Annotated in this window: 8 protein-coding genes; 6 read left to right on the top strand and 2 right to left on the bottom strand. The window is 69.7% G+C overall.

Annotated features, from left to right (window positions below; translation table 11 throughout):
- Positions 1–26 precede the first annotated feature (26 nt).
- Positions 27–275 carry a phosphopantetheine-binding protein gene (locus ACZ5DS_RS08510; RefSeq protein WP_468235225.1) on the bottom strand — a complete coding sequence of 83 codons (249 nt, stop codon included), beginning with the start codon at positions 273–275 and terminating at the stop codon, positions 27–29.
- Entirely contained in the window at positions 272–3,043 is a 2,772-nt protein-coding gene (locus ACZ5DS_RS08505; protein ID WP_468235224.1) for a condensation domain-containing protein, read from the bottom strand. The genes ACZ5DS_RS08510 and ACZ5DS_RS08505 overlap by 4 nt, the downstream gene beginning before the upstream one ends.
- 760 nt (positions 3,044–3,803) lie before the next feature.
- On the opposite strand from ACZ5DS_RS08505, the gene ACZ5DS_RS08500 reads away from it, so the two are divergent.
- The 6 genes from ACZ5DS_RS08500 (at position 3,804) to ACZ5DS_RS08475 (ending at position 11,656) form a co-directional block, all read left to right on the top strand.
- Positions 3,804–5,735: an ABC transporter ATP-binding protein gene (locus ACZ5DS_RS08500; RefSeq protein WP_468235222.1), complete on the top strand. Its 1,932-nt coding sequence runs from the start codon at positions 3,804–3,806 to the stop codon at positions 5,733–5,735.
- Complete coding sequence (locus ACZ5DS_RS08495; protein WP_468235221.1) at positions 5,735–7,537, top strand: ABC transporter ATP-binding protein; 1,803 nt, start codon at positions 5,735–5,737, stop codon at positions 7,535–7,537. The genes ACZ5DS_RS08500 and ACZ5DS_RS08495 overlap by 1 nt, the downstream gene beginning before the upstream one ends.
- 117 nt (positions 7,538–7,654) lie before the next feature.
- Positions 7,655–9,259: a condensation domain-containing protein gene (locus ACZ5DS_RS08490; RefSeq protein ID WP_468235219.1), complete on the top strand. Its 1,605-nt coding sequence runs from the start codon at positions 7,655–7,657 to the stop codon at positions 9,257–9,259.
- A 4-nt stretch (positions 9,260–9,263) separates the two neighbouring features.
- Positions 9,264–9,479 (top strand): hypothetical protein, encoded by a 216-nt coding sequence (locus ACZ5DS_RS08485; RefSeq protein WP_468235217.1) that lies wholly within the window; start codon positions 9,264–9,266, stop codon positions 9,477–9,479.
- Between the two features lie 3 nt (positions 9,480–9,482).
- Positions 9,483–10,418: a phytanoyl-CoA dioxygenase family protein gene (locus ACZ5DS_RS08480; protein ID WP_468235216.1), complete on the top strand. Its 936-nt coding sequence runs from the start codon at positions 9,483–9,485 to the stop codon at positions 10,416–10,418.
- 272 nt (positions 10,419–10,690) lie between these two features.
- Complete coding sequence (locus tag ACZ5DS_RS08475; RefSeq protein ID WP_468235215.1) at positions 10,691–11,656, top strand: aldo/keto reductase; 966 nt, start codon at positions 10,691–10,693, stop codon at positions 11,654–11,656.
- The last annotated feature ends 290 nt before the right edge of the window (positions 11,657–11,946 follow it).

Raw genomic sequence — 11,946 nt, 5'->3', positions numbered from 1 at the left:
TGTCCGCTCCTCGCAGGCACGGCCCGTTACCTCTCCTCGTCGATCCGGGCCGACAGAAGCGCGATCGTGCGGCATTCCGCGATGTCCTTGAACATGACCCGCTTGCCGAGCGCCGCACGGACCTGGGAGATCACGCGAGTGGCGAGCAGCGAGTGCCCGCCGAGGTCGAAGAAGTCGTCATCGACACCCACCTGCTGATCCCGGAACAACTGCTGCCAGATCCCCAGCAGTACTGCGGTGGTGTCGACGGTGGACGTCGACTCGTCGCCGCTCATCCGGCCACTCCTCTCTCCTGCGTCGCACGTGCTCGATTCCGGTCATGGTTCGCGGTGAGCTCCGCATTGACGACGGACATGATCGTTTCCAACGGCTCCTGGCCGAAGACCTCGTAGTGGTTGCCGCTCACGGACCAGGTCTTCAGGCTGCCGTCGATGAACTTCTGCCACGAGCGCGGATCCATTCCCTGTTCGACACTGTCCGCCGCCGTGAACATGAGGACGTCCCCGCCGAAGCGGCCGGATCGGTGCTGCAGCAGGGCGCTGCGGTTGTTCGCGAAGACCTGGGCAAGCGCCGGAAGGCACTCGTCGGGGATGGCCGCCGCCGTGCCGGGCGACGCCTGGAGCACCCGGCGCAGCTCCTCCGTCGTCAGCTGCGGGTCGGCCACCGCGGGCTCGACGTTCGGCGCCGGGTCGGCCTGCCCGCCGTCCCAGGGGTAGCTGTCGAGGACCGCCAGCATGGAGACCTCCTCTCCGGCCGCTTCGAGCAGCACGGCCATGGCATGAGCGACGTTGCCACCGAATGACCAGCCGAGGAGCTGGTACGGGCCGTTCGGCTGGATGCGACGCACCTCCTCTACGAAGTCCGTCGCGATGTCCGTCAGCGTCCGGCCGACAAGCCCGTCCCCGCGGATTCCGCGTGATTGCAGGCCGTACATCGGAAATCCGTCCGCGAGCCAGCGGCTCATCGGCGTGTAACACCAACTGAGCCCGAGGGCGGGGGGCATGACGAACACCGGCGTTCGGTCGCCCTCGGGGCGGATGCGCAGCACCACGTCCAGGCCGTCGGTGGCTGGACCCGGCGTGCCGGTTCCCGCCTCGGCCTGGTCCAGCCACCGATCGATCCCCGCCGGTGAAGGCTGTTCGAACACCACGCGTACCGGTAGGTCCGTGCCGAGCGTCGAGCGAATCCGGCTCACCAGGCGCACCGCCATCAGGGAGTGTCCGCCGAGCTCGAAGAAGTTGTCGTCGGCCCCGAACTTCTCTGCTCCGAGAATCTGGGCGAACGCGCCGCAGAGGGCGTCCAGCCGCGGTGTGCGGGGACGCGGGGCGGTGTCCGCGGTCACCGAGACCGTCGGATCGACGGCTGTCCCTCTCACCGGCCGGGCTTCGACCGGGAACGGCAGGGCCAACGCACTGAGCGGCGCTGCCGGATTCGCGGTCACCGCGTCGATGAGATGTACAGCCTGATCGGCGATGCGCTCGACCGTCGAGCGGTCGAACAGGTCGGGGCTGTACCCGAGCCAGCCCTCGATACCGGCGTCGGCGCCTTCGTGCGCCTCGGGCAGGGCGAAGTTGAAGGACAGGTCGAACGTCGGGAGACCGAGGAGGTCCACCTCCTGCCTCTCGACGACGCAACCGAAAAGGTCCCGACCGGCGCCGATCCCTTCGTCGAGGACGACCATCACCTGGAACAGCGGGTTCCTTGACGCGAGCCGGGCCGGCTTCAGCAGGTCGACGATCCTGTCGAACGGCATGTCCTGGTTGGCGTACGCCCCGATCTCGGCCTGGCGGACGCGGGCGAGCACCGTCTCGAAGGTCGGGTCTCCCTCCCAGGTGCACCGCAGCACCTGGGTGTTGACGAAGAAGCCGATGGCGTCCTCGAGCCCTGGACCGGTCCGACCCGACACCAAGCCGCCGATCGGGATGTCGCTGCCGCCGCCGAGTTTGGCGAGCAGGACCGCGACGGCCGCGCGAAGAGTCGTCAGCGGGGTGGCCTGCGCGGCCGTCGCCTGCGCGAGAAGCCGGCGACGCGCATCCGGCGGGACGGTGAACCGCACGCCGTCCGCGCGTGCGGTCAACCGCGCCGGACGCGGCCGGTCCACCGGGAGCGGCAGCTCTTCCGGGAGACCGGCGAGGGTCTGTGCCCAGTACCGCGCCTGGCGGGCGATGACGCTGTGGCTGTCGGACTCGCGGCCCAGCAGGTCCCGCTTCCAGATGCTGTAGTCCGCGTACTGCACGGCAAGCGGCTGCGGCTGCCATGGCAGTCCGTCGCGCCTCGCGAAGTACGCGGCGGACAGGTCACGCCAGAGCGGCGCCGTCGACCAGCCGTCGCCTGCGATGTGGTGCAGGGAGATCAGCAGGACGTGTTCGTCCGGGCTGATCGCCAGAAGCCAGGCACGCAACGGAGGCTCGGTGGTGAGGTCGAACGGCAGCGCGGCGCGCCACGACAGCTCCGCGGAGACCTGGCCGCCGGCGACGTCCACGACGCGTAGTCCCGGCCGGGCGGCAGCCGGGTCGAGCACGACCTGGTGGGGCTCGTCCTGATCGGAGGGAAACACGGTATGCAGGATTTCGTGCCGGTCGATCAGCCGGTCGAACGCCCAGGCGAGCGCGTCCCGGTTGAGCGGCCCGGTCAGCTTCAGCGACAGCAGGATGTTGTGATCCGCGCTGGGGCCACGCAGCTGTTCGTAGAACCAGAACGTCGACTGCCCAGGGGACAGCGGGATCCTCGCCGGACGGCCGGCCGGCCGGGGGGGCGGGCTCGCCGCTGCCGCCTGGTCGAGCACCTCCGCCAGCCCCCTGGGGGTGGGCTTCTCGAAGACGTCGCCGAACGTGATGTCTCCCGGGAAGACCGTTCGGATCTGGCCCACCAGTCGGGTGGCCAGCGCCGAAGTGCCGCCCAGATCGAAGAAGTCAGCGTCGGCGTCGACGCTGTCCAGCCCGAACAGGCCGGCGAACATCTCACACAGCACCTGTTCGCTGGAGGATCGCAGCGACTGGACCGGAGCCTCCGGTACGGACATCGACCACTCTCCGGGCATCATGGGCCCCCTCATCAGTCCCCTCACGGCTACGACGGCTGGGTACAGCTGCGAACGCCCTGTTCGAGCGCAGCCGTCGCACCCGGACGGATATGTCGAAGCGGAGCCCTCGCCGCACGATTTCCTCGGTCAGCGGCGCGATCTCCGTGCGCGCCGCCCCCCCTGCCGATGCACACGCGTCCGGACCGGGGTGGGCCGATGCATTCCACAGGGTCACGTCGTCGCCGGCCCCGACCGTCTCGACGTCCGCATGGCGGGCCGACGCCCCATGACCCGTGCCGTCTGGGCCGGCGTTGAAGTGAATCGGAGCCTCACGGCGCAACCGCCCCCAAGACATGTTCTTCGTCTCCCACGAGGTCGCCGGACGGACACGAGTCGGACGCCCGATACCGACGCACACTAGGGCGGCGGAGTTAGCGGTCGGTTATGCGGCGGGGCCGCGTGTACCGGTACTTCGGCGGGCCGCCTCTCTCCCGGAGCGGGTCGGCGGAATCCGCGGCGCACTGCGTACGCGTACGGCGGTCGGCGACGGGGCGCGTTCCTGCGTGGCGGGCGAGCTGCTGTCTGGTTGTTCGTGCCGCTCGAAAATGCGCTTCAGCGCTGTGAGCTGCGGCGATGTCGTTCGGGCAGGCAGCCTGCACAATTCCGGGGTCGGTGCGTGCCGACTGCGCACCGCGCACATAACCGGCCGGAAACCACGAGTGGATAGCGTTGCCGCGCCGCACTTGGAATGCGACGGGGAATGCGCCGAGGGAGAGCCTACGTGCCAGTCAGCGATGTGAGCGGCGGGCAGAAAGCCGCCGGGGAGTCCGCCGGGGCCGGGGAAGGCGGCATACGTCGACGCACGCCGCCGATCGCCGTGCTCACCGGTGAGATGCTGGCCATGGACCGCCTCGGCACTCTGTGCCTGTCGGGCCTGGTCACCCTCGCGGCGCTGCTGCCCGCATCCCTCGCCGTCACCTCCGGCGCACTCGCGGGCAGGCTCGCCACCTCGCACGGGAAGGACCTGTTCGACGGCGGGGGCGGTGCGGCAGCGCTCGCTCTCGGCGCCGTGTTCCTGCTGATGCAGGTGGTGCCTCCGCTCGCCCAGGCGGTGGCCGAGTCCCTCGGCAGGCGGCTGCACCGGGGGCTGGCCGAGCGTGTGCTGACCGCGCTGGAACGCCCCGCCGACCTCGGCCGCCTGGAAGAGGCGCGCACCAGGGAACTCGCCTCCGCCGCGGACCGCGGACTGAACGGCACCTGTGTCCGGGACGCCGTGGTGGGAGCTGTCAACGTCGGCATCGCGCGCGGCGGCGCGGCGTCCGGTGTGCTCCTCCTGCTCGCTTACCGCTGGTGGCTCGCCGTGCTGCTGGCAGTGGCCTACGGCTACGCCATGGTCATCGTGTCGCGCATGTACCAGCGGGCCCTGGAGTCCGCCGAAGGCACCCCCGCCCTCATGCGCCGCGCTATGTACCTGAAGAACACTCTGTGCGGCGCCTCGGCGGGCAAGGAGGTGCGGACCTTCGGACTGACCGACTGGCTGCTCGACCGCTACACCACGGAGTGGCGCAAGGCCATCGCCAGTACCCGAGGTGACCGCGCGGGTGCCGCACGGGTCAGCCTGGTGAGCGGCGTGGTGGTGCTGGCTGCGCAGGGACTCGCGTTCGTGCTGCTGGTGGCGGACGCGGTCGACGGGCGGGTGGACGTCGGCAGTTTCGTCATGTTCGCCGTGGCAGGCGTCGGGCTGCTGGGGCTCGGCATCGTCACCCCCGATCTGCTGAACATCGAAGTCGGCGGCACGGTACTCGCGGCCGTGCGGCAACTGGAGGCGCACACGGCACCACCGGACGCGGCCCAACCGGCGCCCCGTGCGCCGGGCGCCGGCGGCGGTGACGCCCTGGTCACCCCGTCCCCCGCCGCTCCGCCCTCCACCGCCATGCCGCGGCGGTCCATCGTCTTCGAAGACGTCGGATTCCGTTACCCCGGGTCCGACAGCTGGGTACTTCGCCACCTCGACCTCACCGTTCCGGCGGGAACGTCCCTCGCCGTCGTCGGTGTCAACGGCGCGGGGAAGACCACCCTGGCCAAACTGCTGTGCGGTCTGTACGAGCCGACCGAGGGCCGCGTCCTCGTCGACGGCACCGACCTGCGGGACCTTCCGCCCGGCACATGGTGGAAATGCTGCGCCGCCCTCTTCCAGGACTGGGTCAGATGGCGGCTGCCGCTGCGGGACAATGTCGCCCTTGGCGCCCCGCACCGCCCTGCGAGCGAAGCGGAGTTGACCGCAGTCGCCCGCACCGCAGGACTCGACGAGGTGTTACGGGCCCTGCCCGACGGCTGGTCCACGGTCCTCAGCCGCGAGTACGGCGGCGTGGACCTCTCCGGCGGACAGTGGCAGCGTGTCGGACTCGCCCGTGCATTGTGGGCGCTGTCCGCGGGCGGCACGACCCTGGTGCTCGACGAGCCCAGCTCCGCGCTCGACGTACGCGGCGAGACAGAGCTGTACGACCTGCTGCTGGCCGCGGCCGAGGGCAGGACCATCGTGCTCGTCTCCCACCGGTTCTCCACCGTCCGGCACGCCGACACGATCGTGGTCCTCGCCGACGGAGCGGTGGCCGAGAGCGGAAGCCACCAGGAGCTCATGGACAGGGGCGGTCGGTACGCACACATGTTCACAGTGCAGGCGGACCGTTACGCCGAGCGGGGTGAGGACTGATGACGCCCCCCGGCCGACCGCACCGCGGCCCGCTGCGTGCAGCGCTGGCGCTCTCCCTTGAAGCCGATCGCCGCGCCACTCTGATCACCTTCGTCAGCTTCGGCCTGCGGCCCACCATCCCCGTGGTCATCCTCTACCTGGTGAAAGTCGTCGTCGACGCCATCGTCGCGCACGACCAAACCGCCCTGTGGACCGCTGTCGGTGCCGCCACTCTCGCCACCGGTCTGTCCATGGGCAGTATCAGCTACGCCATCGAACTCAACGTCCGCATGATCGAGGCCACCGCCGCGGTGGTCGACCGGCGGCTGATGCGAACGATCGGTGGTCTGCCGGGGGTGGCCCACCTGGACAATCCCGAGGTGCTCGACCGCGTCGAGATGCTGCGGCAGGAACGCGTCCACCTCTCCGAGGGCGGGGACGTGTTCTCCCTCGTCATCGGCGCCGTGGTGCGCGCACTGGTCACCGGTCTGGTGCTCGCCATGGTGCAGCCCCTCCTGCTGTTCCTGCCGCTGCTGGCCCTGCCTTCGCTGCTCGCCTCCCGCCGCGGGCAGCGCAAACGGTCCGACGCCATCGCCCGGTCGGCGACGAACTCCCGGCTGGCCGGCCACCTGTACACCACGGGAACCTCCCTGCCCGCGGGCAAGGAGATCCGGCTCTTCGGCCTGGGACCCGCGCTGCGCGAGCGCTACCGCACCGCCGCCGCGGACGCCGACGCCACCGTCACCCGCGCTGTGTGGAGCGGCCTGGCCCTGAACTGCGCGGGCGGGGCGCTGTTCGCCGTCGGCTATTGCGGCGCCCTGTTCTTCGTACTGCACGACTTCGCCAGCGGCACGACCTCGCTCGGGGATGTCGTCCTCGTCCTCGGGCTCGTCACGTCCATCAGCACCCAACTCGGCCAGGCCGTCGTCTTCGCCGGCTTCCTCCAGCAGGTCCTCTCCGCGTCCCGGCGGCTGCTGTGGCTGGAGCGGTATGCGGCAGACGTGGCGCGGCCGGCCCCTACCGCACCCGCCCCCGGCCCCCGTCTGTCCACGGGGATCCGCTTCGAAGGCGTCCACTTCCAGTACCCGGACACCGGCACCTCCGTCCTGAGGGACGTCGACCTGGAGCTGACCGCCGGGACCGTTGTCGCCGTCGTCGGGGCCAACGGCGCGGGCAAGTCCACGTTGATCAAACTGATCACTGGCCTCTATGAACCCACGCATGGCCGCATCACCGTCGACGGCGTGGATCTCAGGGATGCGCCCCTCGAGGCCTGGTACGCGCGCACAAGTGGCTGCTTCCAGGACTTCAGTCGACTGGAGTTCACCGTCCAGCACAGCGTGGGCGTCGGATCGGTTGCGCACGCCGACGACGCCGCGCGAGTGGGGGAAGCGGTGAAACGTGCCGCCGCCGCGGACCTCGTCGAGCGCCTCCCGAACGGCCTTGCCACCGAACTCGGCGCCTCCTTCGATGCCGGTACCGAGCTGTCCGGCGGGCAGTGGCAGCGCATCGCTCTCGCCCGCGCCTGCATGCGACGCGCCCCGTGCCTCCTGGTGCTCGACGAACCGACCGCCGCCATCGACCCCCTGGCCGAGGATGCCCTGCTGAGCGCCTACGTCGACGCGGCCCGGCAGAGTGCGGAAGCAGCGGGCGGCATCACGCTGTTCGCCTCACACCGCCTCTCCACGGCGCGCAACGCCGATCTCATCGTCGTCGTCGAGGACGGGCGCATCGTCCAACTGGGCCGGCACGGCGACCTGATGGCACAGCGGGACAGCCTCTACCGCGACCTCTACGACAGACAGGCTCGCGCGTACGCGTGACCCCGGCCGCACGGCTCGGCGCACGGCCCGTAACTGGAGGCTAACTGGGGGGCGTTACCGTTCCCGGCACCGTCTTCGTTCCGCCCCGTTACCGGATCGATCACCCTGGGAGAGCTCATGGCCGACGGCGTTGCGACAAGGGTGGGAGCAGTGTTCTGCGACCTCCTGAACGTGTCCGCCTGCGCAGAGCACGAGTCCTTCTTCCAACTCGGCGGAGACTCGGCGCTCGCCACCAGGGCCCTGACACTGCTCGGCAAGGAGTACGGCGTCCGTATCCCCTTCGCCGAACTGTACCGCGACGCCTCACCGGCGGCCGTCGCCCGTGTGATACACGAGCTGCGCGCAGCGCCCGCCACACCGCGGCGTTCCCTCGCCGATGTGGCCCGGCGCCGGCGCCGCACCTGGTTCCCGCTGGCACTCAGCCAACGGGCGCTGCACAAGATGAACACCGCCACCGGTGGCGCGGGGCTCTTCAACAACGTGGGCGTCCTGCGGTTCACCGGCGATATCGACGTCCCTGCGCTGCGGGGCGCCCTGGAGGACACCGTCTCGCGGCAGTCCGCACTGCGGCTGGTGTTCGGCGTTCACGACGGCCGGGCGGCCCAGCGCTTCGCCGACATCGGCCCCGACGTCACCGAGGTCGATCTGCGCGACGGCGGTGAGCCGGCGTTGCACGCGCGGGTGCGCCGCGAGCGGCTCCGCGGCTTCGATCTGACCGATGGGGGTGCGGCCGCGCGTTTCGTTCTCGCCCGGACTGGTGAGCGCGCGTGGGTGCTCGTGTCCGTCTTTCACCACATCGTGTTCGACGGCATGTCCCAGGGGCTGTTCGTCGACGACCTCGCCCACGCGTACGCGTGCCGCCTGGGCGAGGGCAGTGCGCGGCCCCCGCTGGCCATGGACTACGCCGACTTCGCCGAATGGCAGCACGCCACCCTGTGCGGTGACCGTCTAGAAGCTCACCTCGACGCCATGCGTGCCTCGTTGCGTCGCTCACCCACGCCCTCGCTCTACCCGGCGGGGGCTTCGGGACGGGCTCGCAGCTTCATCAGCAGGGCACGGCCGTTCACCGTGGACACACAGCTCACCCGCGCCCTGCGCGCGCTGGCGGCACGCTGCGAGACCACTCTGTTCGTCGTCCTGCTGAGCGCTGTCCTCGACTTCACGGCACGGCGTACCGGTGACGGCACTCCGGCCGTGGCCATCCAGACCTCGAACCGGGGCCTGCCCGGCACGGATGGCACCGTGGGCTGCTTCGCCAACTCCGTCCACGTCACCGTCGACCGCCCCGCAGGGACAACGGCCGAGGACCTGGTCAAGCTGACGAACGAGGCGATGGCCGAGGCTCTTGCTCACCAGGAGATGCCGACGGAGGAAAGCCTGAGCATCCTGGCAGAACGTGGTGAACTGCCCAGCGGACCGAACACTCTGCCGCAGGTCGCCTTCGCCCTCCAACCCCCACGCGACGAGCGCCGTGACCTGCCGGGAGGGCGGCTCGACGCTGCTTACGTCACCCAGGAGGGCGACGCGGTCGACCCCACCTCGCTGGCCCTGGTGCTCGAACTTTTCACCGAGAACGGACAACTCAACGGGGTGACACACCACCGGCTCGCCGACTGGTCGGGCACGGCGTTCGCCGCGGCGGAACAAGACCTGCTGGCTGCCTTCGCCCGCTGCGGCGGGGCCGGTTCGGACCTCGAACACCTATCGCAACAGAAAGGCTGACCTGGTGCCCACGTCATTTTCCCGCATCCTCAACGAGGACGATCTCACCGAAGTACGCAACCAGTACTTGGCGGCACTGGAGGCGCTGGAGGCGGAGGAGAACGCCGAGCAGAAGGGTGAAGAGCACGACGAACAGCCCGCCAGAGCCCACGAGGCGGGGGCCGAATCCGTCACTGTCCCCACCCGCCAAGCCGCAGAAGCAAAAGCGGAAGAGGAGTGATCAGTGGACTTCGTGACCATCGACGACCCATCCATCAAGTCCCGCCTGGAACGCGACGGTGTGGTCCTCATCGACAGCCTCCTCAGCAAGGACGAGGTCGCCGAGACCCGGGCGCAGCTCGAGCGCTATGAGAAGGAGGTGCTCCCGGACGTCCCTCGTGTGCACTACGAATTCCATCCGGACGGCGTACTGCGCAATATGACGGAGATACAGCGCTACGACGAGTGGTTCAACCGCTTCGGCAACCAGGACCGCTTCTTCGATCTGTTCCGTGGGGTCGTCGACTGGGATCCGGCGCTGTTCTACCTCGAGACCTTCCCCAAGCGCCCCGGCTGCAAGCCGCTGCGCATGCACCAGGAGCTGTTCGCGGGGCCCGTCGACCCGCCGCACTACCTGCACCTGTGGATCGCGCTCGACGACGTCACCAACGACAACTCGGGCATGGTCTTCTACCGGGGCAGCCACCGCTTCGGCCTCGCACCCCACATCTTCCACCCGGACGGTCTACCGGAGGTCCAGCCGGAACTGCTCGAGCGAATCGCCCACCTGCGCGAGGAACCCGACATCCCCGCCGGGTCGGCGGCTCTGTTCGACGGCGGCACCATTCACGGCAGTAAGGCGAACATCACCGACCGCAGGCGCCTGTCCCTCGTGGTCGCGGTCCGGGGCAAGGACACCGTGGTCCACGGTGACCTTGATATCTTCGCGAGCATCATCACGCGGTTTTACCGCGAGGAGATCGACGTCGCCAAGTGTTCGGCAGAAGACGACTTCTACTCCCTGGGAGGGGACGAGCCCGCCAGGGACCGCGTTCTCAAACGCATCGTGGACTACTACGGCGTCGAGCTCACCGCCGATCAGCTGGACCGGCGGCGCACCCCCAGGGCACTCGCCGAGGAACTGATCGAACTGACCGGCTGGCACGAGCTCAACACCTGAGGCCGGGACTGCGTCGCACATCGCACCCCGCAGGGGCAGGTGCGGCCGGCGTCTCCCGGGCGCCGGCCGTCCCAGCCGACCCGGACCTCCGGGTCGTGAAGCGCTGAGGAGCCAATGCTTGCGATGACGCACACCCCGAGCGGTCCGGCGACGGTCATCCACTCGGTCGGCTCTGACGGTGATGACTTTGCTACGCCACCGTGACATCCACGCCTACAACTTCGAGCACTGGGGGCTGCGCCTGAGGCGGTGGCCCGTGGGGGAGTGAGACGATGCGCCATCGTACCCTCGGAGCCGGCGGCCCGGTCGTCAGCGAGGTCGGCCTCGGCACCTGGCGCCCCCTGTCGCGGGAGGGGCGGCGCGGCGCCGCCCGCCTCGTGGGCGCCGCCCGCGATCTCGGCATCACGTTGTTCGACACTGCCGGCTCGTACGGTGACGCGGAGGAGGCACTGGGCATCGCCCTGCGGGGTGCTCCGAGAGAGTCCTACGTGCTGTCCACCAAGGTCTACTACGAGCCCGGGGGCACGGTGGCGGGGCTGTCACGGGCAGCCGTCAGAGCAGGTGTCGAGCGCAGCCTGCGGGCTCTTCGCACCGAACACATCGATCTGCTCAGCGCCCACCGGTTCGACGACCGCACACCCCTGGCGGAGACAATCGCGGCCTTCGGGGAACTCCTCGAGGAAGGCAAGATCGCCCACTACGGATTCAGCGAGTGGACGGCGCAACAGATCGCTGCGGCCTGTGCGGCGGCAACCGAAATGGGTGTCCGGCCCCCGGTCGCGAGTCAACCGCAGTACAGCGTCCTTTGGCGGGTCCCGGAGAAGGCCGTTGTGCCGCTGTGCCAGGACCTCGGCATCGGCACGGTTGCTTTCTGGCCTCTCGCACAGGGCCTGTTGACCGGCAAGTACGCGCCCGGCGAACCGCCCCCGGCGGATTCCAGGGCCGCCGACCCCACCGGGAGGCTCCTGATGGACCACTTCATGGCGGAGCCGATCCTGGAGCGAGTGCAACTCTTCGCCCGGCTCGCCCGGCACCAGGGCATGACGCCGGCCCGGCTCGCGGTGTCATGGGTGCTCAACCGACCCGGTGTCACCTCAGCACTGGTCGGTGCCTCCACCCCTGAACAGCTTGCCCAGACGGCGTCTGCAGCCGGGGTGCTCCTCTCGGAACCCACCATGGAACTCATCGACAAGATCTTCGCCGGGTGTGTGTATGACGATGTCGCCGGCACAGGGTAACGACGCGCCTCGGCTCGGCGGCACCTTCCGTGAGTACCGGATGCCGCGTGCGTAACTGCTCCCGAACCAGCCGTGGGTAGGTTCCGACGCGAGCTGGAGGACCTTGTGATTCGGCTGTTCCGCTGCCTCGGCCCCTGGCCCGTACATCGTGTCGACGCGGATCTTGCGGCCCGCATGTTCAGTGCCGGCGGCTGTACCCACCTCGCCGTCAACACGCACACCATCGCCACCGTGACCCGCGGCGACGACCTGCCGGTCGGCTACGCGAGGGCCACGAGGGGGCTTACTCC

This window comes from Streptomyces sp. NPDC031100 (genome assembly GCF_055570785.1).
The sequence above is the reverse complement of the archived record's forward strand: the minus strand, read 5'-3'. Positions and strand labels throughout refer to the sequence as shown.

Coding starts and splice junctions, on each gene's coding strand:
- ACZ5DS_RS08510 (WP_468235225.1), bottom strand. CDS start 275: ATGAGCGGCGACGAGTCGACGTCCACCGTCGACACCACCGCAGTACTG.
- ACZ5DS_RS08505 (WP_468235224.1), bottom strand. CDS start 3,043: ATGATGCCCGGAGAGTGGTCGATGTCCGTACCGGAGGCTCCGGTCCAG.
- ACZ5DS_RS08495 (WP_468235221.1), top strand. CDS start 5,735: ATGACGCCCCCCGGCCGACCGCACCGCGGCCCGCTGCGTGCAGCGCTG.
- ACZ5DS_RS08490 (WP_468235219.1), top strand. CDS start 7,655: ATGGCCGACGGCGTTGCGACAAGGGTGGGAGCAGTGTTCTGCGACCTC.
- ACZ5DS_RS08475 (WP_468235215.1), top strand. CDS start 10,691: ATGCGCCATCGTACCCTCGGAGCCGGCGGCCCGGTCGTCAGCGAGGTC.